Source organism: Variibacter gotjawalensis (assembly GCF_002355335.1).
GTDB classification, from domain to species: domain Bacteria; phylum Pseudomonadota; class Alphaproteobacteria; order Rhizobiales; family Xanthobacteraceae; genus Variibacter; species Variibacter gotjawalensis.
On sequence record NZ_AP014946.1, the window covers coordinates 715,403 to 741,815 of the forward strand.

General features: G+C 61.4%; 17 protein-coding genes, 1 tRNA gene and 2 pseudogenes. 15 read left to right on the plus strand and 5 right to left on the minus strand.

What is annotated here, in order from left to right; all coding sequences use genetic code 11:
* Positions 1–58: 58 nt before the first annotated feature.
* The 6 genes and pseudogenes from GJW30_RS03495 (at position 59) to GJW30_RS03515 (ending at position 7,939) form a co-directional block, all read left to right on the plus strand.
* A complete protein-coding gene (locus tag GJW30_RS03495) occupies positions 59–1,963 on the plus strand; it encodes an extracellular solute-binding protein (protein ID WP_096351685.1) in 1,905 nt (634 codons plus the stop codon).
* A gap of 73 nt (positions 1,964–2,036) precedes the next feature.
* Complete coding sequence (locus GJW30_RS03500) at positions 2,037–3,899, plus strand: extracellular solute-binding protein (protein ID WP_165391637.1); 1,863 nt, start codon at positions 2,037–2,039, stop codon at positions 3,897–3,899.
* Between the two features lie 19 nt (positions 3,900–3,918).
* Positions 3,919–4,246 (plus strand): annotated as a pseudogene (locus tag GJW30_RS23165) (microcin ABC transporter permease); the annotation flags it as partial.
* Between the two features lie 89 nt (positions 4,247–4,335).
* A pseudogene (locus GJW30_RS23170) lies at positions 4,336–5,097 on the plus strand (ABC transporter permease subunit); the annotation flags it as partial.
* Positions 5,097–6,308 (plus strand): ABC transporter permease, encoded by a 1,212-nt coding sequence (locus GJW30_RS03510; RefSeq protein ID WP_096351692.1) that lies wholly within the window; start codon positions 5,097–5,099, stop codon positions 6,306–6,308. The pseudogene GJW30_RS23170 and the gene GJW30_RS03510, both read left to right, overlap by 1 nt.
* Before the next feature lie 5 nt (positions 6,309–6,313).
* Positions 6,314–7,939: an ABC transporter ATP-binding protein gene (locus tag GJW30_RS03515; RefSeq protein ID WP_096358635.1), complete on the plus strand. Its 1,626-nt coding sequence runs from the start codon at positions 6,314–6,316 to the stop codon at positions 7,937–7,939.
* A gap of 127 nt (positions 7,940–8,066) precedes the next feature.
* On the opposite strand, the gene GJW30_RS03520 is transcribed toward GJW30_RS03515, so the two are convergent.
* The 3 genes from GJW30_RS03520 to GJW30_RS03530 form a co-directional block, all read right to left on the minus strand.
* Positions 8,067–8,549, minus strand: coding sequence for a RidA family protein (locus tag GJW30_RS03520; protein ID WP_245408642.1), 483 nt, complete (start codon positions 8,547–8,549; stop codon positions 8,067–8,069).
* 265 nt (positions 8,550–8,814) lie between these two features.
* Complete coding sequence (locus GJW30_RS03525; RefSeq protein WP_096351698.1) at positions 8,815–9,201, minus strand: c-type cytochrome; 387 nt, start codon at positions 9,199–9,201, stop codon at positions 8,815–8,817.
* Positions 9,202–9,207: 6 nt separating this feature from the next.
* Positions 9,208–10,797 carry a flavin monoamine oxidase family protein gene (locus GJW30_RS03530; RefSeq protein ID WP_096351700.1) on the minus strand — a complete coding sequence of 530 codons (1,590 nt, stop codon included), beginning with the start codon at positions 10,795–10,797 and terminating at the stop codon, positions 9,208–9,210.
* A 105-nt stretch (positions 10,798–10,902) separates the two neighbouring features.
* On the opposite strand from GJW30_RS03530, the gene GJW30_RS03535 reads away from it, so the two are divergent.
* From GJW30_RS03535 to GJW30_RS03560, 6 genes are all read left to right on the plus strand, one after another.
* Positions 10,903–11,850 carry a 2-hydroxyacid dehydrogenase gene (locus tag GJW30_RS03535; protein WP_096351703.1) on the plus strand — a complete coding sequence of 316 codons (948 nt, stop codon included), beginning with the start codon at positions 10,903–10,905 and terminating at the stop codon, positions 11,848–11,850.
* 181 nt (positions 11,851–12,031) lie between these two features.
* Positions 12,032–12,274, plus strand: coding sequence for a hypothetical protein (locus tag GJW30_RS03540; protein WP_096351706.1), 243 nt, complete (start codon positions 12,032–12,034; stop codon positions 12,272–12,274).
* Between the two features lie 172 nt (positions 12,275–12,446).
* The gene (gyrB, locus tag GJW30_RS03545; RefSeq protein WP_096351709.1) at positions 12,447–14,876 is read left to right on the plus strand and encodes a DNA topoisomerase (ATP-hydrolyzing) subunit B; all 2,430 of its coding nucleotides are present in this window, start codon (positions 12,447–12,449) and stop codon (positions 14,874–14,876) included.
* A 257-nt stretch (positions 14,877–15,133) separates the two neighbouring features.
* Positions 15,134–16,711, plus strand: coding sequence for an acyl-CoA synthetase (locus tag GJW30_RS03550; RefSeq protein WP_245408643.1), 1,578 nt, complete (start codon positions 15,134–15,136; stop codon positions 16,709–16,711).
* A 52-nt stretch (positions 16,712–16,763) separates the two neighbouring features.
* Complete coding sequence (locus tag GJW30_RS22885) at positions 16,764–18,968, plus strand: ATP-binding protein (protein WP_197703765.1); 2,205 nt, start codon at positions 16,764–16,766, stop codon at positions 18,966–18,968.
* Positions 18,969–19,126: 158 nt separating this feature from the next.
* On the plus strand, positions 19,127–20,203 hold the full coding sequence (locus tag GJW30_RS03560; protein WP_245408644.1) for an acyltransferase family protein: 1,077 nt from the start codon (positions 19,127–19,129) through the stop codon (positions 20,201–20,203).
* A gap of 92 nt (positions 20,204–20,295) precedes the next feature.
* On the opposite strand, the gene GJW30_RS03565 is transcribed toward GJW30_RS03560, so the two are convergent.
* Entirely contained in the window at positions 20,296–23,448 is a 3,153-nt protein-coding gene (locus tag GJW30_RS03565; RefSeq protein ID WP_096351721.1) for an autotransporter family protein, read from the minus strand.
* A 329-nt stretch (positions 23,449–23,777) separates the two neighbouring features.
* On the opposite strand from GJW30_RS03565, the gene GJW30_RS03570 reads away from it, so the two are divergent.
* From GJW30_RS03570 to GJW30_RS03580, 3 genes are all read left to right on the plus strand, one after another.
* Positions 23,778–23,854, plus strand: a tRNA-Met gene (locus tag GJW30_RS03570).
* Positions 23,855–24,096: 242 nt separating this feature from the next.
* Complete coding sequence (locus tag GJW30_RS23175) at positions 24,097–24,549, plus strand: LysR substrate-binding domain-containing protein (RefSeq protein ID WP_430727089.1); 453 nt, start codon at positions 24,097–24,099, stop codon at positions 24,547–24,549.
* Entirely contained in the window at positions 24,546–24,947 is a 402-nt protein-coding gene (locus GJW30_RS03580) for a helix-turn-helix domain-containing protein (protein ID WP_096351727.1), read from the plus strand. Before GJW30_RS23175 ends, GJW30_RS03580 begins: the two co-directional genes overlap by 4 nt.
* Here the strand turns inward: GJW30_RS03580 and GJW30_RS03585 are convergent, their stop codons facing one another.
* Positions 24,948–26,384: an MFS transporter gene (locus GJW30_RS03585; protein ID WP_096351729.1), complete on the minus strand. Its 1,437-nt coding sequence runs from the start codon at positions 26,382–26,384 to the stop codon at positions 24,948–24,950.
* Positions 26,385–26,413: the final 29 nt, after the last annotated feature.

Below are 26,413 nucleotides of genomic sequence, written 5' to 3' on the forward strand. Positions count from 1 at the left end.
AAAAACCGTCATAATCGGCCGCGACGGTGAGGTCCTCACCCACCAACCGGAGCCTGATGTGAGTTTTACGCCCGCGCTAACGCGCCGATCCGTCCTGGCTGGCACCACCGCCGTCGCGGCCGCCCTGACCCTTCCGCGCTCCGCCAAGGCTCAAGACTCCGTCCCCTGGAAGCACGCGCTTTCGCTGTTCGACAGCGTGAAATATCCGGCCGACTTCAAGCGCTTCGATTACGTCAATCCGAATGCCCCGAAGGGCGGAACTGTCCGCCTGGCCGCAACCGGCACCTTCGACAACTTCAATTTCGTCATCGCGTCCGTCAAAGGGTCGATCGCGGGCAGCATCCTGCAGACCTCCGACACGCTGCTGACCGGCTCGCAAGACGAAGTCTCGACCGAGTATGGCTTGCTCGCCGAAGCCGTCGCGCATCCGCCCGATTTTTCGTGGGCGAAGTTCCGTCTGCGCGCCGAAGCGAAATGGCATGACGGCAAGCCCGTAACGGTCGAGGATGTCATCTTCTCCTTCGACGCGACGAAGAAGCTCGATCCGCAGCTCGGTGCTTATTATCGTCACGTCACCAAAGCCGAGAAGACCGGCGAACGCGAAATCACCTTCACGTTCGATCAAGCAGGCAATCGCGAATTGCCGCTGATCCTCGGCCAGCTCAACGTCATCGCCAAGCACTGGTGGGAAGGCAAGGACGCGCAGGGCCGCCAGCGCGACATCAGCCAAACGACACTGGAGCCGCCGCTCGGTTGCGGTGCGTACCGCATCAAGAGTTTTGAGGCCGGCCGCAGCATCACCTACGAGCGCGTGAAGGATTATTGGGGCAAGGACCTGGCGGTAAATGTCGGCCGTGAGAACTTCGACGAGCTGCGCTACGATTATTTCCGCGACTCCACTGTCGCACTCGAAGCCTTCAAGGGCGACCAGATCGACTATCGCAGCGAGAACAGCGCGAAGGATTGGGCGACCGCCTACGATTTCCCGGCAACGCGCGAAGGCCGCGTTGTCCGCGAAGAGTTTGTCATCCGCAATTCGGGGATGATGCAGGCCTTCGCCTTCAACACGCGCCGCGACAAGTTTCAGGATATCCGCGTCCGCCGCGCTCTTGGTCTCGCCTTCGATTTCGACGAGATCAACAAAACGATGTTCTACGGGCAGTACATCCGTATCGACAGCTACTTCAAAGGCACCGAACTCGCCTGGAACGACGCAACCGACGGCCGCAAATGGGAGCTGCCGACCGGCAAGGAACTCGAGATCCTCGAAACGGTGCGCGACAAAGTCCCGGCGGAGGTCTTCACTGAGCCGTACCGTTCGCCGCAGACTGGTTCCGCCGAAGCGACGCGCAACAATCTTCGCGAAGCAACGCGCCTCTTAAAGGACGCCGGCTACGAAATCCGCGATCGCAAGCTCGTCAACGTGAAGACGAACGAGCCCTTCACGATTGAGATCCTGCTGAACTCGCCGACGTTCGAACGCGTCGCGCTCTTCATGAAGCCGTCACTCGACCGCCTCGGCGTGACGATGTCGGTACGTTCGATCGACGACTCGCAATACGAAAACCGCATGCGTAGCTGGGATTTCGACATCATCGTCGCGAACTGGCCCGAGTCGCTATCGCCCGGCAACGAACAGCTCTACTTCTGGGGCTCGAAAGCCGCCGATCAGGCGGGTTCGCGCAACTACGTTGGCATTAAGAACCCGGCCGTCGATGCGCTGATCGAAAAGATCATCTTCGCCAAGAACCGCGAAGAACTCGTCGCCGCAACGCGCGCGATGGACCGCGTGCTGATGTGGAATTTCTACGTCATCCCGCAATGGACTTACGGCAAGGCGCGCACGGCGCGCTGGGACCGCTTCGCCCATCCCGAGAAGATGCCGGAATACGGCGCCTCCGCCTTCCCGAACATCTGGTGGTGGGACGCCGCGAAAGCCGCCAAGACCGGCGGACGTTCGTGATCGCTGTTATGCGGATCGCACAGCCTAGCTCCACCCTCATCCTGAGGAAAAACTCACGATGCGATCGAGAGGTGTGATGAAATTAGGCCGCCGTGATCTTCTCATCGCCAGCGCCGCGACACTCGCGGCTTCGACACTGCCCGGCCGTCTCGCCGCGCAGGAAGCGACGGAGACCCACGGTCTCTCGATCTTCGGCGATCTGAAATATCCGGCCGACTTCAAACAGCTCGATTTCGTCAATCCGCAAGCGCCGAAGGGCGGCATCTTTTCCGAAATCAAAACGACCATCGCCTACAATCAGAACTTCCTGACCTTCAACACGCTTAACGCCTACATTCTCAACGGCGACGGCGCGCAAGGCATGGAGCTGACCTTCGCAACCCTGATGGCGCGCGCAACCGACGAGCCGGACGCGATTTACGGTCTGGCGGCACGTGCCGTTCGGGTCAGCGCCGACAAATTGGCCTATACATTCCTGCTTCGTCCGGAGGCAAAGTTTCACGACGGAACACAGCTCACCGCGCACGACGTCGTCTTCTCTTTGACAACGCTGAAGGAGAAGGGGCACCCCAATATTCAGCAGATGTTGCGCGACCTCGTCGAAGCTAAGGCCGACGACGATGCGAGCGTAACGCTACGCTTTGCCGAGAAACGCGCTCGCGACGTGCCGCTTTATGCCGCGACGCTGCCGATATTTTCGCGTGCCTACTACGCAACGAAAACTTTCGATTCGACATCGCTCGATATTCCGCTCGGCTCCGGCGCTTATCGCGTGGGTCGCTTCGAGGCAGGACGCTACAACGAATTCGAGCGCGTAAAGAATTGGTGGGGTGCCGATCTGCCGATCATGCGCGGCCAACTGAATTTCGACGTTGTCCGCTACGAATACTATCGCGACCGAGAAGTCGCTTTCGAGGGTTTCACGGGCAAAAGCTACCTCTTCCGCGAAGAGTTTACGTCGCGAATTTGGGCAACCCGTTACGAGTTTCCCGCCATGAAAGATGGCCGCGTCAAACGCGAAGTTCTCGTCGACGAGACGCCGTCCGGAGCGCAAGGCTGGTTCATCAACACGCGACGCGAGAGGTTTCAAGATCGACGCGTTCGCGAAGCGCTGATCAACGCCTTCGACTTCGAATGGACCAACAAGAACTTAATGTACGGCTCGTACAACCGCACGCATTCGGTGTTCCAAAACTCCGACATGATGGCGACCGGGAAGCCGAGCGCCGAAGAGATGGCGCTGCTCGAACCCTTCCGCGGCAAGGTGCCGGACGACGTCTTCGGTGAGCCTTATCTGCCGCCCGTGAGTGACGGCTCGGGTGCTGACCGCGTGTCGCTGCGCAAGGCCACGCAATTGCTCAACGATGCCGGCTGGACGATTCGCGACGGGAAGCGTCGTAACGCCAAGGGCGAACAGCTGACGCTGGAATTCCTCATCGATGAGCCGACGTTCCAGCCGCATCACATGCCGTTCATCAAGAATCTCGGGACGATCGGGATCGACGCGACGTTGCGCGTAGTCGACGCGGTACAATTCCGCCGTCGCCTCGACGACTTCGATTTCGACGCCACGGTGCAGCGCTTCTCCTTCTCGACGACGCCGGGCGACTCGTTGCGGACTTACTTCTCTTCGCAAGCCGCCGCCATCAAGGGTTCACGCAATCTCGCCGGTATGGCGGATCCCGCGATTGACATGCTGATCGAGAAGATCATCGCGGCCGACACGCGCCCCGAGCTCGTTTTTGCGGCTCGCGCACTCGACCGGGTCATCCGCGCCAATCGCTATTGGGTGCCGCACTGGAACAAGGCGAGCCATTGGATCGCTTATTGGGACCTCTATTCGCGTCCCGCCGCGAAGCCGAAATATGCGCGCGGCGTTATGGAAACTTGGTGGTACGATCGCGACAAAGCGGCGAAGACCGACCGCGCCGGCTAACAGGACCAGATAACAAGATATGGCCGCCTACATCATCCGCCGGTTGCTTCTGATGATCCCGACCTTGTTCGGCATCATGGTGGTGACTTTCGGGGTCGTCCAATTCGCACCCGGCGGTCCGGTCGAGCGCGTGATCGCGCGCGTCACTGGCGCCGACACCGGCGCAACATCGCGCATCGGCGGCGGCCAAGGCGGCGACTTCGGCGGCAATCAACCGATGCAACCGGGCGGCGGCGAACTTTCGTCGAAGTATCGCGGTTCGCAGGGGCTCGATCCGGCCTTCATCAAGAGCCTCGAGAAGCAATTCGGCTACGACAAGCCGGCTTTAACGCGCTTCTGGATCATGATCCGCAACTACAACTGCCTGCACTTCATCGAACGCGCAGTCGACAAGTTGCGGGGGATCGCCTCCGATCCGGCGCCGGAGACGTGCCCGGACTTCGGCAAAAGCTTCTTCCGCGACGTCAGCGTTCTGCAGCTGATGAAGGAGAAGCTGCCGGTCTCGATGTCGCTCGGCATCTGGGTGACGCTACTGACGTATCTCATCTCGATCCCGCTCGGCATTCGCAAAGCCGTCTCCGATGGCTCGAAGTTCGACGTCTGGACCTCCGGCGTCATCGTCATCGGTTACGCGATTCCGGGCTTCCTCTTCGCGATCCTGCTGATCATCCTGTTCGCGGGCGGTTCGTTCTTCCAGTGGTTCCCGTTACGCGGGCTCACCTCCGACGGCTTCTGGCAGATGCCGTGGTACAAGCAGATCTTCGACTACTTCCATCACCTCACGCTGCCGCTGATCGCGATGTCGCTCTCCGCCTTCGCGACCATGACGCTGCTGACGAAGAACTCCTTCCTCGACGAAATCCGCAAGCAGTACGTTCTCACGGCACGCGCGAAGGGCTGCACTGAGACGCAAGTGCTCTACGGCCACATCTTCCGCAACGCGATGCTCATCATCATTGCGGGCTTCCCGGGCGCCTTCGTCCACGCCTTCTTCTCCGGCTCGCTGCTGATCGAGAACATCTTCTCGCTCGACGGGCTCGGCCTGCTCGGCTTCGAGAGCGTGCTCAACCGCGATTATCCGGTCGTCTTCGCGACCGTCTACATCTTCTCGATCATCGGCCTCATCGTCGCGCTGATTTCCGACCTCACCTATACGTGGGTCGATCCGCGCATCGATTTCGAGACGAGAGAAGTCTGATGTCGTTGCAGCCCACCGCAAGCGACGTCAAAGACGCGCCTCTCGCGCCGCTGGTCGCGCCGCCGCGCGAAGAGCATGTCGCGCCGCCGGGGCCGGTCGTCACGCCGAAGCGTGGCAGGCTCTCACCGATCAACCGCCGCCGCTGGGAAAGCTTCAAAGCCAATCGCCGCGGCTATTGGTCGTTCTGGATTTTCCTCGTGCTCTTCATCGTCTCGCTCGGCGCGGAGCTGATCGCCAACGATAAGCCGTTCTACGTCCGCTACGACGGCAACTCGTATTTCCCGATCTTCAAAACGTACACGGAGACGACATTCGGCGGCGATTTCGAAACCGGCGCCGACTATCGCGACCCGTTCCTGCAGAAGCTGATCGCCGAGAAGAACGGCTTCATGCTGTGGCCGCCGATCCGTTACTCGTACTCGACGCACAATCTCGATTTGCCGACCCCCGCCCCCTCGCCGCCGACCTGGATGCTCTCCGAAGAGCAATGCAAAGCGGTCGCGGAGAAGAAGGGCGTCAGCGGTTGTTCGGGGCTCGAGAAAAACTGGCTTGGCACTGACGATCAGGGCCGCGACGTCGTCGCGCGCATACTCTACGGCTTCCGCATATCGATCCTATTCGGCCTCACGCTGACGATCGTCTCGTCCATCGTCGGCGTCGCAGCCGGCGCCGTACAGGGCTACTTCGGCGGCTGGGTCGATCTTCTCTTCCAACGCTTCATCGAGATATGGACCTCGATCCCGTATCTCTATCTGCTGCTCATCATCTCGTCGGTGCTGGTGCCCGGCTTCTTCGTGCTGCTCGGCATTCTGCTGCTGTTCTCTTGGGTTTCGCTCGTCGGTCTCGTCCGCGCCGAATTCCTCCGCGGCCGTAACTTCGAATACATCCAAGCGGCGCGCGCGCTCGGCGTCGGCAACAAGACCATCATGTTCCGCCACCTGCTGCCGAACGCGATGGTCGCCACGATGACGATGCTGCCCTTCGTCCTCTCCAGCGCCGTGATGACGCTGACCGCGCTCGACTTCCTCGGCTTCGGCCTGCCGCCCGGCTCGCCCTCGCTCGGCGAAATGCTGGCGCAGGGCAAAGCCAACGTGCATGCGCCGTGGCTCGGCCTCACCGGCTTCGCGACTGTCGCGATCATGCTGTCGCTGTTGATCTTCGTCGGCGAGGCGGTGCGCGACGCCTTCGATCCGCGCAAGACGTTTGGGTGATCGTGATGGCTCCTCTGCTGCAAGTCTCCGATCTCTCCATCGCCTTCCGCGCCGGCGGCCGCGTCACCACGGCGGTCGACCGCGTCTCGTTCGAGGTCAACAAGGGCGAAACCGTCGCGCTGGTCGGCGAATCCGGATCGGGCAAATCCGTCACCGCGCTGTCGGTGATGAAGTTGCTGCCTTACCCGGCCGCAAGCCATCCGAGCGGCACCATCACGTTCAAGGGCAAGGAACTGATCGTCGCGACCGAGCGCGACATGCGCAGCGTGCGCGGCAACGACATCACGATCATCTTCCAAGAGCCGATGACTTCGCTCAATCCGCTGCATACGATCGAGCAGCAGATCGCCGAGATCCTCGAACTGCACAAGGGCGTCACCGGCAAGGCCGCGCGCACACGCATTCTCGAATTACTGAACCAAGTCGGCATCCCTGACCCCGAGAGCCGTCTCGGCAGTTACCCGCATCAGATGTCCGGCGGTCAGCGCCAGCGCGTCATGATCGCGATGGCGCTCGCCAACGAGCCGGATTTGCTGATCGCGGACGAGCCGACCACCGCGCTCGACGTCACCGTGCAGGCGCAAATCCTCAAGCTTCTCGAAGAGATTCAGAAGAAGCTCGGCATGGCGATGCTGTTCATCACGCACGATCTCGGCATCGTGCGCCGCATCGCGGATCGCGTCTGCGTCATGCAGAACGGCAAGATCGTCGAACAGGGCGCGACCGCCGACGTCTTCAAATCACCGCAGCATGGCTACACGAAGCTGCTCCTCGCCGCCGAACCGAAGCCCGATCCCGCGCCCGCCCAGCCGCAAGCGCCGGTCGTGATGGAAGCGAAGGACCTCAAGGTCTGGTTCCCGATCAAACGCGGCGTGCTCCGCCGCACCGTCGGCCACGTCAAGGCGGTCGATGGCGTCACGGTCGCGGTCCACAAGGGCGAGACGCTCGGCGTCGTCGGCGAATCCGGTTCCGGCAAGACGACGCTCGGTCTTGCCATGCTGCGCCTAATTTCGTCGGATGGTCCGATCATTTTCCTCGGCAACCCCCTACAGGGGCTGAAGTTCAAAGAGATGCGGCCGCATCGCCGCGACATGCAAATCGTCTTTCAGGACCCCTACGGCTCGCTTTCGCCGCGCATGTCGGTTGCGGAAATCATCGAGGAAGGCCTCGGCGTCCATCAGCCGCAACTGTCCGCTGACGAGCGTGACGCGCGCGTCGTGCAGGCGCTCAAAGAAGTCGGTCTCAATCCCGATACGCGCTTCCGCTATCCGCATGAATTCTCCGGCGGTCAGCGTCAGCGCATCGCGATCGCGCGCGCGATCGTGCTGGAGCCGACCTTCATCATGCTCGACGAGCCGACCAGCGCGCTCGACATGATCATCCAGTCGCAAATCGTCGATTTGTTGCGCGGACTGCAGAAGAAACGCGACCTTACCTACATGTTCATCTCGCACGACCTGCGCGTTGTTGCGGCGCTGGCGAGCCGCCTCGTCGTCATGCGCCATGGCAAGGTCGTCGAAGAAGGCCCGGCGCAGGATGTCTTCAAAAATCCGCAGAGCGATTACACGCGCGCACTCTTCGCCGCAGCGTTCAATCTCGAAGCGTCGGAGCACGGTGCCGTCGCCGAATAAAACTCGAACCTATCGTTCGTCATGGCCCGCTTCATGCGGGCCATCCACGTCTTAGCAGCATCTCAAGCAAGTAAGTCGTGGATGGCCCGGACAAGCCGGGCCATGACGGCAATTGGTGCTGCGAAGACTACTTCCGCACCGCCGTCACTTCGATCTCGACCAGCCAGCCCGGGTTGATCAATCCGGCAATCTGCATCGCGGATCGCGCCGGCAGATTCGGCTGCGCGGGTGTGCCGAAGAATTGCGTATAGCCCTTCATGAAACCGGCGAAATCCATCTTGCCGCCCATTCTGGGATCGCCGACGAGAAACACCTGCATCTTCACGACATCGCCGAGCGTCAGGCCGATATCCTTCAGCGTCGCCTCGATGATCTTGATGACGCCGACCGTCTGCGTCTCCGTGCTGCCGTAAGCATCGGCGCTGTTCTTGTCGGCTTTGTCGTCGACGAGTGGCGGCACCATGCCGCTGACATAGACGGTGGTGAGACCGCCCGGCACTTCGACGGCACGCGCAATCGGGAATGTCGAGTTCGGAATGGGATGCCGCTTGACGTCTTGCGCAAACGCGCCGGTGGCGACAAGCGACACAAGGGCTGCAATGATTTGCATTCTCATAGATTCCATCCTGACCGTTAGCACTCCGTCATGGCCCTGGTGCCCTTTGGGGCAGCTTCAGGCGGGCCGTTTTTCGCGTCAACGCATGACATCTACCCTCATCCTGAGGAGCGCGGCAAAGCCGCGCGTCTCGAAGGATCGAGGCCGCTACGCATAAATCAGTACGGCCGTCCTCGTCCTTCGAGACGCGGCCAGTCGGCTCCGCCGAACTGGCCGCTCCTCAGGATGAGGACGGATGGATGCCCTGCTCCCTGACTCACTACGGCCGCACGGACTTCACATCGTCCGGCGACACCGCTTCCTTATAACTGTTGCCGAAGTTCGTCCGGATATACGTCACCACCGCGGCGACCTGCTCGTCGTCGAGATAAACGCCGAGCGGTGGCATCGCCTTCTGACCTCTCACGACGAGATAAATCGGATATCCCGCAGCTTCGAGCTTGTCGTTTTTCGCCAGCGCCGGATAAGCCCCGGCACCGACCGCGCCCTCGCCTTTCGGCATATGGCAGCCCTGACAGATCGCGCGGTAGATCGCTTCGCCGTCACGCGGCGCGATCTTCCGCTCGTCGTCGAAACCAGCGGAGTCGGCCGCCAAAGCAACACCGCTGAACATTGCAAACAGAAGCGCGAGTAATTTTTTCATCATGCGCCCTCAGCTCGCGACCGCGCGCTGGTGCAATCGCGTGATCGCATCGAGTTCTGAAAGAATCGCGCCTTCCTGCCAGCCCGGCAGATACGAAATATGTTCACCCGCCATCGCGATGCGCCCGTCGATAGCGGCAGCCGCGTCGTAGTGCTCTTTGCGCAGCGCATCAGTCCAATCGCCGTAACAGCCGAGCGTCCACGGTACGCGATGCCAACCGACAGCAACGCCGTTATCGAACTCCTTCAAATACTGCGGATGAATTTGAGCGCCGTATTCTAGCGCTTTCTTGATGCGTTCGGCCGGCGGCAGCGAGGTGAATTCGTAGGCCCACGCCTCCCACGAATACGCGCCAAGCACGACGCCTTTGCCTTTGCTGAAGTAATCCGTGCTCGGATACGAGATCAGCGTATTCGGCAGATCCGTGTAAGAGATGCCGCCGTAGATGTGATCGTCCTGTTCCCAGAATCGTCGCTTGAACTGCAGCCCCACTTTTACCGACGCCGTGTAAGGCAACGCATCGATTGCGCCCTGCATCTTCGATGAGACACGCGTTTTCACCTGACTCAGAATGCTGAACGGCAACGTGCAGAGGCACCAATCGGCACGAGCCGTGCGCACCGCTCCGGCCTTCTGCGCATCGACGTAGCGCACCGTCACACCCTTCGCGTCCTGATCGATCTCCGTCACTTTCGCGTTGTAGGTGATGAGCTTTCCGACATCGCGCTCGAAGGCCTTGGCGATCATGTCCATGCCGCCCACCGGCTGGAACAGCGACTGTTGAAACTCGTAAAGCGCGCCGGTCGAGAGATGACGCCAGAGCGTTGAGCGCACGAGATCCTGCAGCGCCATCGGCTCGGACGGCTTCGGCGGGGCCACCGCGCCGCCGCCCGGGTCGACCGCGTAACCGCGCCGCTCGCTGGTCTCGCCGCCCGCGACGTAACGATAGTCGTGATCGAGCGCACCCCAACCTTTCAGCGCGGCGAGAAGCTTCTCGCGATCCTCCTGCGTCACGCTTTGATCGAGCGCGCCTTGGCTCGTGCTCTTCGAGAGCAGCTCCGCAACATGTCCGTTGAAGTCCGAATTCACCTCACGCAATCGCTTCGGCTTGCCGCCGAAGGCCTTCGCCGAATGCACATAGGCGTTGTGATTCACCTGCGTGAACGGCTCCATCTTCACGCCGAGCTTTGCTGCGTAATGCAAAACTGCGTGGTGGTGATACGGAATGCGCCACGGCCCCGGATTGAGATAGAGCCCCTGGTCGAAGCGGCATTCCTGTTTGAATCCACCAAGCTCCGTGTAGGTATCGCCGCCGCGCAGCGTCCAGCAGCGCCCGCCCGCCTTCTCGCGATATTCGAGGATCTGAACCTTGTACCCGGCCTTGCGTAGCTCGAGCGCCGCCACCATCCCGGCGAGACCCGCGCCGAGAATGAGAACGGACGACCCTTTCGGCGCGCCGGACAATCTCGGCTCACCGCGAAACGGCGATTCCTGCGCGAAGCCGAGCGTCGTCATCGCGTGGTACATCGCGGCACTGCCGGCCGTGGTGCCGATCATCGCCAGCAGATTGCGGCGGCTGAGACGAGAAGCTCCAGTCATGCGCCCTCCTGCATCTGCGCTGAGGTTAGCGCGTGGAGCTCTCGCCCAGAAGGGGATTTCGCGCGGGGGTGCAACCTCGCGCGGCTTTCGTGTAGAGACGATTTCATGTCTGCACTTCTTGTCGCCGTCACCGGCACCAGCGCCCAAGCTTGGTACGATCGTTTCCGCGAGGCTGCGCCGCAGCGCGACATACGCCAATGGCCGGATGAGATCGGCGACCCGGCCGAGATCGCCTATGTCGCCGCATGGAAAGCGCCGCACGGCCTGCTGAAGGATTTCCCGAATCTCAAGGCGGTGTTCAATCTCGGCGCCGGGGTCGATCAGCTGATGGCGGACCCAAACCTGCCGGATGTCCCGATCGGCCGCGCCGTGCATCCGGATCTGACGATGCGGATGACCGAGTGGGTGACGCTGCACGTCCTGCTGCACCACCGCCGTCAGCCGCTCTATATGACGCAGCAGACCAAGCGCATCTGGAAGGGGCATGACCAGCCGGCCGCCTCCGACGTTTCGGTCGGCGTGATGGGGGTCGGCGAAATCGGCGCCGATGCGGCCGAAGTGCTCGCGCGGCTCGGCTTCCGCGTTGCCGGCTGGAGCCGCACGGCCAAGAAGCTGCCCGGTATCGAAGTTTTTGCCGGCATGGACGCGCTGCCGGCCTTCCTCGCCCGCACCGAAATCCTCGTCGTGCTGCTGCCGGCGACGCCGGAGACGGAAGGCATCCTCAGCCTCGATCTCTTCCGCCAGCTCAAGCGCGACGGCGCGCTCGGCGGGGCTTATGTCGTCAACGCGGGCCGCGGCAAGCTGCAGGTCGATGCCGACATCGTCACGGCGCTCGATCAGAAGATTCTCGCCGGCGTCTCGCTCGACGTCTTCCCGGTCGAGCCGCTGCCGGCCGACAGTCCGCTGTGGGCGCATCCGGGCGCCATCCTCACGCCGCACAACGCCGGTGACCTCTCGCCGCGCGATCTGGCCTCCAACGTGATCGGGGAAATCGGGCGGCTGGAGCAAGGTAAGCCCTTGCAGCATGCGGTTGATCGCAAACGCGGATACTGACCCGAGATGCGGCGACTGACCGGTCACAACCGCCAAAAACAACCCTAAGTTACCGATTTTCTTGAATCTTTGCCGTCCGTCCGTTTCGCGCGGAACTCCTCGGCGTCTCGTATGCTTTGTCTCCATAGGGCGATGGAAAGGAAGCAAGCAGCACATTTCACACGCACTGAGGAGCGATACGATGTCTGGGGACCTGAAGGCCGACAACCCCTTTGCGGACCGGCTGAACGAAGCGATCGATAGGCTGCACAAGGACGTGCAACGCGTCGAAATCTGGGCTGGCGCCCTGACGGGCTACGCACGCCCGCCGGCGCAATACGAAGTCGACGAACGACACAAACTGACGCCGGCCAATGATACCGAAAGCACGGCCAATGCCGGACCAATGACCCGGTCAATGAACCGCTCAGAAGCCGCCGAATAGGCGAGAAATTTGGCTTGCGCCGGCACGGCAATTTCAAGCTGCCGCGGGCCTTAAAATTTTGCTTACGCGACAATATGTTAGGACATCCAAGAGAGCCCTTCTCCGGGCTCTCTTTTCGTGTCAAAAGAAGTACTGATTTCGCGCCCCGCGCGAGACCGATTCGCGAGCCAGAATGTCCGCCCCAGATCCTCTTCCCCAGTCCGATTACGATGCCGATTCCATTAAGGTCCTCAAGGGCTTGGATGCGGTGCGCAAGCGTCCCGGTATGTATATCGGCGATACCGACGACGGGTCGGGCCTACATCACATGGTCTACGAGGTCGTCGATAACGCGATCGACGAGGCACTCGCAGGCCACGCTAGCGAGATCAACGTCACGCTGAACCCGGACGGCTCGGTCACGGTGCGCGACAATGGCCGCGGCATCCCGACCGGCATCCACACGGAAGAAGGCATCTCGGCTGCCGAAGTCATCATGACGCAGCTGCACGCCGGTGGAAAATTCAACAACACGGCGTCGGAAGGCAACGCCTACAAAGTCTCCGGCGGCCTGCACGGTGTCGGCGTTTCGGTCGTCAACGCGCTTTCGGTTTCGCTCAAGCTGCGCATATGGCGCGACGGCAAAGAGCACTTCATGGAATTCCGCCACGGCGACTCGATTGCGCCGCTTGCGATGGTCGGCGATAGCGAAGGCAAACGCGGCACCGAGGTGACGTTCCTGCCGTCGACCGAAACCTTCACGATGACGGAGTTCGATTTCGGCACACTCGAGCATCGTTTGCGCGAACTCGCGTTCCTAAACTCCGGCGTCCGCATCGTGCTGACCGATACGCGTCACGCGGTCGAGAAGCGCGAAGAGCTTCGCTACGACGGCGGCGTCGAAGAGTTCGTCAAGTATCTCGACCGCAACAAGACGGGCCTCATCGGCGCACCGATCGTGCTGCGGCATGAGCGCGACGGCATCGGCGTGGAGGTCGCGCTGTGGTGGAACGACGGCTACCACGAGAACGTGCTTTGCTTCACCAACAACATCCCGCAACGTGATGGCGGCACGCATCTCGCGGGCTTCCGCGGCGCGCTGACGCGGCAGGTCACCGGCTATGCGGAATCCGGCGGCGTGTCGAAAAAAGAAAAAGTCGCGCTCACGGGCGATGACTGCCGCGAAGGTTTGACGGCCGTGCTGTCCGTGAAAGTGCCGGACCCGAAATTCTCATCACAGACGAAGGACAAACTCGTCTCTTCCGAAGTGCGTCCCGTCGTCGAGAACGTCGTCAACGAAACGCTCGCGGCGTGGTTCGAAGAACATCCGGGCGAAGCACGCACTATTGTCGGTAAGGTGGTCGAAGCCGCCGCGGCGCGCGAAGCGGCCCGCAAAGCGCGCGAACTGACGCGGCGTAAGGGTGCGCTTGATATCGCGTCGTTGCCCGGCAAGCTCGCCGATTGCCAGGAACGCGATCCGGCAAAATCCGAAATCTTCATCGTCGAGGGTGACTCGGCCGGCGGATCCGCCAAGCAAGGCCGCAACCGCGCCTTCCAGGCGATCCTCCCGTTGCGCGGCAAAATCCTCAACGTGGAGCGCGCGCGCATCGACAAGATGCTGTCGTCCGAGCAGATCGGCACGCTGATCACGGCGCTCGGCACCGGCATCTCGGAAGAGTTCAACGCCGACAAGGCGCGTTACCACAAAATCATCATCATGACGGACGCCGACGTCGACGGATCGCACATCCGGACGCTGTTGCTGACGTTCTTCTATCGCCAGATGCGCGAATTGATCGATCGCGGCTTCCTCTACATCGCGCAGCCGCCGCTCTACAAAGTTTCGCGCGGCAAATCCGAGCAGTACCTAAAGGACGAGCGCGCGCTCGAGGACTATCTAATCAACAGCGGCCTTGATGAATCCGTGCTGCGTCTCGGCACCGGCGAGGATCGCGCCGGCCCCGATCTCCGCGAGATCGTCGACGAAGCACGCATCATCCGCGTCGTACTCGGCGGTCTGCATACGCGCTATGACCGCGCAGTCGTCGAGCAGGCGACCATCGCGGGCGTTCTCAACCCGGCGATCTATCAGGACCCGGAACGTGCCAACGAAGCCGCCGCTTACATCGCGCGCCGTCTCGACACGATCTCGGACGAGACCGAGCGCGGCTGGGAAGGCAAATTCGATAACGGCTTCCACTTCTCCCGCATGGTGCGCGGCGTTAAGGAAGTTGCGAGCCTCGACGCTGCATTATTCGGCTCGGCCGAGGCACGCAAGCTCGACGAACATTCGGCCTCGTTGCAGGCCGTCTTCGGGCGCGCCGCTATGCTCAAGCGCAAGGGCGAGGAAACCCCGATCTTCGGTCCGATCAGCTTGTTCGAAGCCGTCACCGCGGTCGGCCGCAAGGGCATCTCGCTGCAGCGCTACAAAGGCCTCGGCGAGATGAATGCCGAGCAGCTGTGGGAGACGACGCTCGACACCAACGCGCGCTCGCTGCTGCAGGTGAAGGTCAAAGAGGTCGACGAGGCCGATGACATCTTCACCAAGCTGATGGGCGACGTTGTCGAGCCGCGCCGCGACTTCATCCAGGACAACGCCCTGCTCGCCAGCGTCGACGTTTAGCGATCCACCGTAGCTGCGTCATACCCCATCCCTCCCCCAACGGGGGAGGGTCCGCGCATTGCGCGGGGGTGGGGGCAGCGGCTTCTTCGCTTGAAAAGCATCCCCACCCGGTCGGCTACGCCGACCACCCTCCCCGCATGGGTCCCTACGGGACCCGGGGAGGGATGGAGCTTGCGGCAACACTTTCCCGTTCCCATTCCCCTCGCTATCGTGCCGCCCGCCGGCGCGCCGAAGACGCCGTGGAGACGAGGAAAGCCGTGGAACTCTCGCGTACGATTTTTCAGCACACGATTGGCGATATTCTCCGTCGCACCGCGCGGCGCTACCCGAACAAACTCGGCATTCTGTGCGGCGACGTATCGTGGACTTACGCTGAGTTCGACCGCATTTCGAACCGCCTGGCGCACGGCCTCGCGGCCGAAGGCATTGCGCTCGGCGACCGCGTCGCCGTGTTGTCGCGCAATTCGCACGCCTTCGCGGCGATCCGTTTTGCGCTTGCCCGGCTCGGCGCAGTGCTGGTTCCGATCAACTTCATGCTCAACGCGGATGAGATCGCATTCATCCTGCGCTCATCCGGCGCTAAGGCGTTGGCCGTCGGGCCTGACTTCGTCGACCTCGGTCGTGACGCCGCGAAACGCGATACAGCCGTCGAGAAATTCTTCTGGCTCAACGGCGAAGAGCCTTCTACTCCGCCGACGGATCTCAAAACCTTCGACCAACTCCTCAGCGACAACACGGCACCGCCGGATGTCGAACTCGACAACCGCATGCTGGCGCAGATCGTCTACACGAGTGGCACTGAGTCGCTGCCGAAAGGCGCCATGCTCACGCACGAGGCGATCCTCTGGGAATACGTCTCCTGCGTGATCGAGGAAGAACTTTCGCCGCGCGACTCGATGTTGCACGCGCTGCCGATGTATCACTGCGCGCAGCTCGACACCTTCCTCGGACCCGCGATCTATATCGGCATGTCGAATGTCATCACGGGCCAGCCGAAGCCCGAAGTGATCCTGCCCCTGCTTGCGAAGCACAAGATCACGGCCTTCTTCGCGCCGCCGTCGGTGTGGATCGCGCTGATGCGCTCGCCGCTCTTCGACACCACTGACCTCTCGGCGCTGCGCAAAGGCTACTACGGCGCATCGATCATGCCAGTCGAGGTGATGCGCGAGATGTCGCGCCGCCTGCCGAATGTGCGCCTATGGAATCTCTACGGGCAAACCGAGATCGCGCCGCTCGCGACGATGCTCGGACCGGACGAGCAGCTCTCCAAGCCGGGCTCCGCCGGCAAGCCGGTCATCAACGTCGAGACCCGCGTCGTCGATGACGACATGAGCGATGTCGCGCCCGGCGAGATCGGCGAGATCGTTCATCGCTCGCCGCAGCTCATGGTCGGCTATTTCAACGATCCTGAAAAAACAGCTGCGGCTTTCGCGGGCGGCTGGTTCCACTCCGGTGACCTTGCGACAGTCGATGAGGACGGCAACGTCTCGGTCGTCGACCGCAAGAAGGACATGATCAAGACCGGCGGCGAGAATGTCGCAAGCCGGGAGGTCGAGGAGATGGTCTATACGCTCGACGGCGTCTCGGAAGTCGCGGTCGTCGGCCTCCCAGACCCCTACTGGATCGAGGCGATCACGGCGATCGTCGTCGTCAAGAACGGCGCCAAGCTGTCCGAAGCGCAAGTCATCGAGCACTGCCGTTCTCGCATGGCGCACTTCAAGGTCCCAAAGCGGGTGATCTTCACCGACACATTGCCGAAAAATCCGAGCGGCAAAATCCTCAAACGGGACCTTCGCATTCGCTACGGCGACATGCCGGTCGCCAAAACCGCTTAGTACGCTAACCGACGGAACCAGGAGCCGCGCACCGGCGTTTCCGGATTCTCCCATGCCTCGTGGAAATTTTCGCGAGGCAAATCAATTAAGAAACTTGAGTTCGATGGTGTCGGCGCAGCATTCTCTTCCCCCTTTCCTCGCCACAGGCGGAATTGGTGGCGTGATCGGTCAGACGGACTGGAGCGTGTCTCCATTGGGCGCGCCGGAGAAGTGGCCGGGCGTCCTCGTTCACACCATGAATTGGGTTCTGCGCGCCGAAGCGCAGATCGTCCTCTTCTGGGGACCCGAATACGTCGCGCTTTACAACGACGCTTATGCGCCATCGATCGGAGCGAAACACCCAGCTGCCCTCGGCCGCCCTGCCCGTGAATTTTGGGCTGAACTCTGGGACGATCTCGAGCCGCTGCTACGAGGCGTACGCGAAACCGGCAAGACATACGTCGCCAAGGACCGCCCGTTTTACATCGAGCGCCATGGTTACGGCGAACAGGTCTACTTCGACATCTCCTATTCGGCGATCCCCGAGAGCGAGACCGGCATTGCCGGCATCCTCTGCATCGTCAGCGAAACCACCGAGCGCGTCGAAGCGCAACGCAAGCTCGCCACTGACCGCGAGCGCCTCTCGCAAATGTTCGATCAAGCGCCAAGCTTCATGGCGCTCCTCACCGGTCCCGAACACATCTTCGAATTTGCCAACGCGTCCTACAAAAGTCTGATCGGCGATCGCGAGATCGTCGGCAAACCCGTTCGCGCCGCGCTGCCGGAAATTGAGACGCAGGGCTTGGGAGAACTGCTCGATCGCGTGTTCCAAACCGGCGAGCCGTATGTCGGCAATGAAGTGCCCGTGATGTTGCATGGCGGTGCAGGGTCGGAGCCCCGCGAGCGCATCCTCAATTTTGTGTATCAGCCGATCAAGCGAACGGACGGCACAACCAGCGGCATATTCGTCGAGGGCGTCGATGTGACCGAGCGCGTCGTCGCAACGCGAGCGCGCGAAACGCTGATCCGCGATCTGCAGGCTGCTGAGACCAATCTCAAGGAACTCAACGACACTCTTGAAAGCCGCATCGCCTCGGCAATTGCGGAACGCGAACAAGCCGAAGAAGCCCTGCGGCAGGCGCAGAAGATGGAAACCGTCGGTCAGTTAACCGGCGGCATCGCGCACGACTTCAACAACCTGCTGCAGATCATTACGGGCAACCTCGAAACGCTCGCGCGCAATTTGCCGCAAGACGCGAGCCGCTTGCGGCGCGCCGCCGAAAACGCGATGACGGGGGCTAAGCGCGCGACCACGCTGACGCAGCGTCTTCTTGCATTCTCGCGGCGTCAACCACTGGCGCCTAAGTCGGTCGAGCCGAACAAGCTCATCAGCGAGATGTCCGAACTTCTGCATCGCACGCTCGGCGAAACGGTCGAGATCGAGACCGTGCTCTCGCCGCGCCTTTGGCAGATCGAGGTCGATCCGAACCAGCTTGAGATCGCGATGATCAATCTCGCCGTCAACGCGCGCGACGCGATGCCGGATGGCGGCAAGCTCACGATCGAGACCAGCAACGTACATCTCGATCGCGATTACGCGGCGGCGAATGCCGAAGTCATTCCAGGCCAATACACGTCGATCTGCGTCTCGGACACCGGCTGCGGTATGAACGCCGACACGTTGACGCGCGTCTTCGAACCATTTTTTACCACCAAGGAAGTCGGCAAGGGCACCGGCCTCGGCCTCTCGATGGTCTACGGCTTCATCAAGCAGTCCGGCGGCCACGTGAAGATCTACTCGGAGCCGAACTCCGGCACGACCGTGCGCCTCTATCTGCCGCGTCAAATCGGCAGTGCCTCGACGGAAGAAGTCGAGCGCAAGGAGATTGTCCCAGAAGGAAGCAAAGAAGAGACGATCCTCGTCTGCGAGGACGACGACGACGTCCGCACATACTCGGTCGAAACGCTACGAGAGCTCGGCTATCGCGTGCTGGAGGCACACGATGCACGCGCCGCGTTATCTCTGCTCGAACGGCAAACCGGGGAGGTTCATCTGCTCTTCACCGACGTCGTCCTGCCGGGAGGCATGACAGGGGCGACGCTTGCCAAGAAGGCGCAAGCCTTAAGGCCGAACATGAAGGTGCTTTTCACCACCGGCTACGCCCGAAACGCCATTGTCCACCACGGCAGGCTCGATCCGGGCGTCGAACTCATCACCAAGCCCTTCACGTATTCGGACCTCGCGGCGCGCGTGCGCGACGTCCTCGACCTCGGTTAGTCGCGACTGGCGTTAACCAAGAGTTAACCAAACTCACCCGTCGCTGAGATCGGCGCCTATAGTTCCCGCTACGATCGTAGGCGCTGGCATATCGATTGCGGTTCATCGCCTGAAGACACCGATCGATGTCTCACAATGAGACAGGTGCGGAGAGGCCGATGATGCGGAAAATTCTGAGGTTCTTGTTCCCCTTCCCCACGCCGGCCGCCGGTCGCCTCGAATGGGTCGATTACGCCAAGGGCATCTGCATCATCTTCGTCGTCATGATGCATTCCACGCTGGGCCTTGAAGCCGCGATGGGCCAGCAAGGCTTCATGCATCACGTCGTCGAGTTCGCAAAGCCGTTCCGGATGCCGGACTTCTTTTTAATCTCGGGACTTTTCCTCGCGCGCGTCATCGACCGCGATTGGCGCAGCTACCTCGACAGCAAGGTCGTTCACTTCGCCTACTTCTACGTCCTCTGGGTCACGATTCAGTTTGCCGTGAAGGCCTACGGCATGTCGGCCACCGCAACGCCTGCGGAAATCGCCGGCCAGTATCTTCTCGCTTTCGTGCAGCCGTTCGGCACGCTGTGGTTCATCTATCTGCTGCCGATCTTCTTCGTCGTCACGAAGCTGGCGCGCAGCTACAAAGTCTCGCCGCTGCTGGTTTTCCTTTCGGCCGCGACGCTCGAGATTCTTCCGATCGAGACCGGCTCGGTCGTCATCGACGAATTCGCCTCGCGCTTCGTCTACTTCTACGTCGGCTATGTCGCCGCGACGCAGATCTTCACCTACGCCGAGCACGTTCAGGCGCGCCCGGTCTTGGCACTCGCCGGCCTCGTCGTCTGGGGCTTCGTCAACTACGCGTTCGTCGCAATGGGCTGGTCGGAACTGCCGTTCATCAGCCTCGCCCTCGGCCTCATCGGCGCAACCGCTATCGTAACGGTGTCGGCGCTGCTCGCGCGCATCAAGTTCGTGAACCCGATCCAGTATATTGGCCAGAATTCACTGGTGATCTATCTCGCCTTCTTCCTGCCGATGGCAGCGAGCCGCGCGATCATCATCAAACAGGGCATTATCACGGACCCCGGTTGGGCTTCGGTCCAAGTGACCCTTCAGGGCATCGTCTATCCGCTGATCTTCTTGTGGCTCGCGCGCAAGATACGCGTCACTTTCCTGTTCGAGCGGCCGAAGATGTTCCGCTTGAAGAAGGCGCCGGTTAATGCACCGGCCGCGGAAGCAAAGCCCGCGTAATTCTCAAAGTTAAGGCGTCGAGGGGAACGGCGGCGACATCCGATCAACGGATGCGCCGCCGTAACACTTTGGCGTTCGCTTAGGTGTTCAGATCACCACGAGTAGCGAACGACGCCCTTGCCGGCATACCGCGAGCTGACGTTAGAGAACTCGCCGTCGAACGTCGCGCCGGCCGACCAGCCGTTGTTGAACTTGAGTTCGATCGCCGCCGAGGCAAGTGCCGAGTCGGACGCTTGCGCCGCACCGCCGACCGTGAAGCCTGCACCCGGCAGGGTCACGAACGTCGCTGCAACGGAGCGATTGGGGTTGAAGTCATGCGCCCAGGCGAACCGGGTGCGCAACGTCAGCAAACCATTCTGCACGAGGAACGATTTGTCGGTCCGCAAGCCAAGCTCCGTCCGACTGTCGGTTGCGTTCTGGTTGCCATAGCTGAGCGCGAACGAAGACGCCCCCTGTTCCGCGTAGCCCGACACCGAGAACGTCGTGAACTGAGCCGCCGCATAAGGCGTGATCCCGATGCCGGCGAACGGCGACGCAACGCGATAGCCGCTCTCGATGCGTCCCGAGAATGCATTCGCGTCGAAGTTTGCGCTCAGACGATCGGCACCCGAAATCGCGACCGTGCGATCGGTCGTGATGTCTTGCCAACCGTAGGCAAGCGCCGCCGAAACGTAAGCCTGGCCTTCCTTATGCAGCACATAGGCGCCAGCTTGGAACAAGTCTGACCGACCAGTGCCGCTGTTGGCAACGGAGAAATTGGTGCCGCCGCCCGCCAGCGCGAAGCCCGCGATTGTATTCGGACCGATCAAATAATCGGCGCCGATCGCCGTGCCGTAAATGCTGCCGCTGTTCGAGCTGCTGCCTTGGCCGATGCTGCCATCCGTCGATCGCGAGCCGCCGAAGCCCGCAACCCACACACTCCATTGCGGGTCGATGTTCGGAGAACGCAGCGGCGCCTTGTTGTAGATCTCGGCCGCCTTGCTGGCGCGAGATCCCTCCGCATACGATAACACAGGCGACGATGTTTCGTCGGCGCGTCCCGCGATGGCGCGATCCGTCATGACGCCGATGAACTGCCCCATCGCATCGACGGTCGTCGCGTGCGATCCGGTCGCCACTTCACCCGAAGCTTGCAAAAGATTCTTCGCGACATCGCCGTTAAAGATGGTGTTGAAACCGCCTGCGCTGGAGGCATTTCCAGCATTGAACGCCCGGTCAATGCCCGCACCGACGGCGCGCTGATTGGCGCTAAGGCCGCCGATCTGGCCCAATCCAGACGTCAGCGTGAGCTGAACATCGTGCGCCGAATACGACAGCGCGCCGACGATGCCGACCGGCGTCGCCAGCGAGTTGAACGTGCCGTTCACATTGCCTGCCGACAGAATCGTGTAGGCCTGCTTGAACTTATAGTCGTTCGTCGCCGATGTGACCTTGGCGGATCCATCGAGTTTCGCGCTGCCCGTAACGTTCGTCGCGGACGCCGTCGTGGAGTTCACTTCGACGCCGTATTGCGCGCCCGACTGGAACGTCAGGTTGCCCGCAATCTTCGTCGTGGCCGGAGCACCCGCTGCGCCGGGCGCGAGTGCGCCGCCATCCGCAATCGTTACGTTGCCGGCGATCGAGCCCGCACCCGCGAGCACGCCCGTATTCGCAACCGTGACGTTGGTCCACAGCTTATCGTTAGAATCGAGCGCAATCGTGCCGGTGACATTCCGGAAGTATCCGGCCGCGTCATACAAATTGATACGCGTCCAGTAGCTCAGCGTGGTGCCGTAGAAGGCCGCGATCGCATTCGTCTCGGTGTTGACGATGATTTGGTTGATCGTGCCGGTCGAGAGATCACCGTAGAGTGGACCACCGACACTGCCGGCGAGCGCCTTTGCGGCGGGCGTGCTGCCGCCGTAGAGCGTCGCCAGAAGGATCGACGCATCACCCGTGCTGGCCGGAGCAGATTCGCGCGGAGCATCGTTGAACGAAAGCGTCGGCAACCCGTAGGTCAAGCGCGCTTGGAAGATCGCGCTGTTGGTCGATTCGGTCGTCGTGCCGGGATTGGTGACGGACGGCGCGTTCCGATACGTATCCGCCGAATACTGATTGTACGGATTGGTCGCAGCGCAGTTCGCGACGGTGCCGCAAGAGGTTGCAGCCGCGGCCGTCTTCAATGTTGCCGTCAGCTGCGCCGCAGCAGCCTGGAATTGTGTGTTCAGATTTTGCGGCGCCGCTCCCGTCGCCGCATTGGTCTGCAGATAGGCCGGGTCCGTCGCGTTCAGCAGCTTAGAAAGATCGTACGAAGACAACGCGCGGCTCGCGATGATGTCGAGCGGGTAGTGAACGCCAAGGCCGTTTCGGCTGTATCCGTATTCCGAACCACGCAGCACCATCGATTGATAGAACTGCGGCGCCATCATCCCGATGAGGATTGAATCGACGTAGCCGTAAGTCGTATGGCCGCTCGGGAATGATGGATTGGAATTAAGGCCCGTCAGCGCGCTCGGATCGAAGCCATTGATACGAGCGGGAACGACCTGCACGGGCCGTGAGTTCCCGTAAACGTTTTGATCTGGACCGGTATTCGAAACGCCATAAGCAGTATCGTAGACGCTAGTCGTTTTGTTCGGATAGCCGTTGACAGTTGGCAATGTGACGCCGTTCGGCGCGACTGCCGTTAAGGTTCCGTTGGTCGTCCCGTTCGCGAAGTAGTTCTTGGCAACGCCAAGATCGGTGGAGATGAAGTTGTACGCGTTGGTCAGAAAACTGACGACATTCGGGGCGGTTGCGCCATTCGGCTTAACGGCGTCCAGGAACGCCGGACCCAACTGACCAAGACCACCAATCGGCTGGACGGCGCTGATCGTGCCGGGAATGGTCGTGCCGGAAGTCGTCGTGGCGTTCTGAATCGCCTGCGCCCGCATGGGGCCTGCGAGATTTGCGCCTGGGCCATACGAAGCGGACGTCCCATTGATCAGGGTGATCGCCGTCGAAGGGCCCCCGAAGATCGTCTTGTCGCTGATGGCGACGGCCGCGACGCCCGGATGAGCTCCCGCGAAATTGTTCACCGCAACGGCGTTGTTCAGGTTAGCGGCGAGGGTCGATTGGCCGACGGCGGCCGCGTTGAGATTGAGGAACGGCGACAGCAGATTGAGAACGTTGACGTCCGCAATTGTCGTGTTCTGGGCAAGCGCCGGAGTGCCGGACAACAGCAACGCAATAAGAGAGACGCCTGATAACGCATGACTTGTTCGCATAAATCGCCTGTAGAAAAATTGTTTAATTAATGGGCGGACCAAAACACTCGACGCGTGACACGCGGATGGATTTCGTATGACACAGCGATGACACGGGTCTCCTGCGCTCGGTGCGCGCCATTTCGGCCACAGTGGTCGCGCGCGGCCGCAACGAGGCCGATGATGCGCTCTCCGCCGAATCTGTCCGCCTGCGTAACGTCTTGAAAAAAGCCGCAGAATGCTTAGCTATTGCGAGCATCCTCGCGCCGACAAATAAGCGTCACGAAGGGGTTGCCTTTCGGTTTCGCGCCTTCTACAAGCGCGCATCCTTCAAGCAATGTTGGATTTGGCGCGGGGTGGAGCAGCCCGGTAGCTCGTCAGGCTCATAACCTGAAGGTCACAGGTTCAAATCCTGTCCCCGCAACCAACACAAAAAAGCCCGGCCTCTGGCCGGGTTTTTTTGTGTTCGTAGATGACGCTCGGATTTTGAGCCTTGCAGGGGCCTGAAGAGGCGTAGCCGACGCTGCGGGACAGAAACTACAAATCCTATCAGTGCTGAGCGCGCGACCGCCATTCGCCTACCCGCAGTGCACTTTGCCGCGCCATCCTGCCTCACTGCGGCACAGCCTCGCGCGCAGTGACGAGGAGCTTGAGCCGGATCACAAAACGGTGTTTCTTTTTGCCGCTCGAGGCGAAGGAAAAAGCTTTTACGAGCACCTCTTTCCTGGAAAAGAACAGGTGGGTTTCGTCGCTATGCGTACGAACACCTCGGCCGCTTACGCGTGGACGATTGCGAAGGGAGCTGGCGTTGGCTGGCTCCCGACCTACGCGAGGGCTTGCGGGGCGCGTGTCGTCCCGCTCGATCTCGACATGCGTTTGAAGCTCGGCATCTGGCTCGTTCATCACCCGAGTGCAAGCCGTGTCGCGCGCGTCCGCCACACCATCGAGTGGATTGCCGATCGCTGCGGTCCGAAACGATATCCTTGGCTTCGCGGTGAGTTCATTCATCCGAACGATTTTGACGACCGCTATACTGGCCCGCCTCTCCTGAATCTTTTCGAAGGGTTCGTTGGTTTTGGTACGGAGTCCAATGAACCTCGCGAATGGGGAGCAAGAGTATGAGTAACGAAGCGCGGCAACCGAATGCGACCGACGTGAATGTCGGGCATCGCGTCCGAATGCGGCGGCTCGAACTGAGCATGTCGCAAGGCAAGCTCGCAGAAATTCTCGGCCTGACCTTCCAGCAAATTCAGAAATACGAGAAGGGCGCCAACCGCATTTCGTCCTCGCGCCTCGACGAGATCGCGAAAGCGCTCTCGGTGCCGGTGGCCTTCTTCTTTCCGGAAAGCGCGCATTCGTCGGCCGAGGCCATGCAGGTGCAGGAGCTGCTCTCGACTGCGAATTCGTTGCGCCTGCAGCGCGCTTTCGCGGCGATCCAGGATCCCGACGTCAAGCGATCGCTTCTGATCCTTGCCGAGACTCTGGCGAGCCAGGCGAATCCGAGCTTGGAGCCCAGCTGATCAATCGACGGCCGACAGCGGCCGCGACACATCTTCCAACGACCGCCGCTCAGCCGCGATCGTCCATCGCCACGCGATCGCGGCTGCGGTCAGCATCAGGGTCGCGCCGAACAGGTAGCCGCCGAACACGGTCATGCGCGAGCCGGTCTCGATCAACGCACCGAAGACCAGCGGCCCCGCAACGCCGCCGATGCCGGTGCCGATCGCATAGAAGATCGCAATCGCGAGCGCGCGCAGTTCGAGCGGAAACGTCTCGCTCACCGTGAGGTAAGCGGAGCTCGCGGCAGCCGAGGCGAAGAAGAAGATCACCGTCCAGGCGATCGTCTGCGTCTGCGCCGTCAGCATGCCTTGCGAGAACATCCACCCAACAATCGCAAGCAGAATTCCGGACGTCGCATACGTGAACGCGATCATGATGCGGCGGCCGAGCGTATCGAACAGGCGGCCGAGGATCAGTGGGCCAAGGAAATTGCCGAGCGCGAACGGCAGAATGTACCAGCCGATATTCTGCGACGGCACCTTGTAAAAGTCGGTCAGCACCAGCGCGTATGTGAAGAAGATCGCGTTGTAGAAAAACGCTTGCGCGGTCATCAACGACAAACCGACCAGCGCGCGCACGCGCAGCGGCCCCGTCATCGCGGCGAAGATTTCGTCGAACGGTGTCGAATGCCGCGCGCGGATTTTGATGCGCGGCGCAGGCGTGTCCGGCACGACATGACCCTGCGCGCGAAACTTATCCTCGATGTCGCGAACGATCGCTTCCGCTTCCGCAACGCGCCCGTGCGTCATCAACCAGCGCGGACTTTCCGGTAGCCAAAGCCGCATCAGGAAAATCACCAAAGCCAGCATCGCGCCGATCAGAAATGCCGCGCGCCAACCGTACTCGGGATCGATGTGCACGGGATCGAGCAGGTAGATCGCGCCGAATGCACCGATAGCCGCGCCGATCCAGAAGCTGCCGTTGATCGCGAGATCGGTCCACCCCCGCACGCGCGCCGGGATGAGCTCCTGAATCGTCGAATTGATCGCCGCATACTCGCCGCCGATGCCGGCGCCCGTGAAAAACCGGCAGAGCGCGAACGTCCAGAGATTCCAGGTGAACGCTGTGGCGGCTGTCGCAACGAGATAAACCGCAAGCGTGATGAAGAAGAGTTTCTTGCGCCCGAGCCGGTCCGTCAGCCAGCCGAAGTAAAGCGCACCGATCACGGCGCCGGAGAGATACGCCGCGCCCGCGATACCGACATCGGTGTTGGAAAATTGCAGAACTTTGCTCTGCTTCAGCGCACCCGCGACAGTGCCGGCGAGCGTGACTTCAAGTCCATCGAGGATCCATGTGATCCCAAGCGCGACGACGACGAGCGTATGAAAGCGCCCCCACGGCAAGCGATCGAGCCGCGCCGGAATATCCGTTTCGACGATTTCGGACGTGGGGGCCACGCGTTTCTCCCTGAAGAGAGAAACGCCGT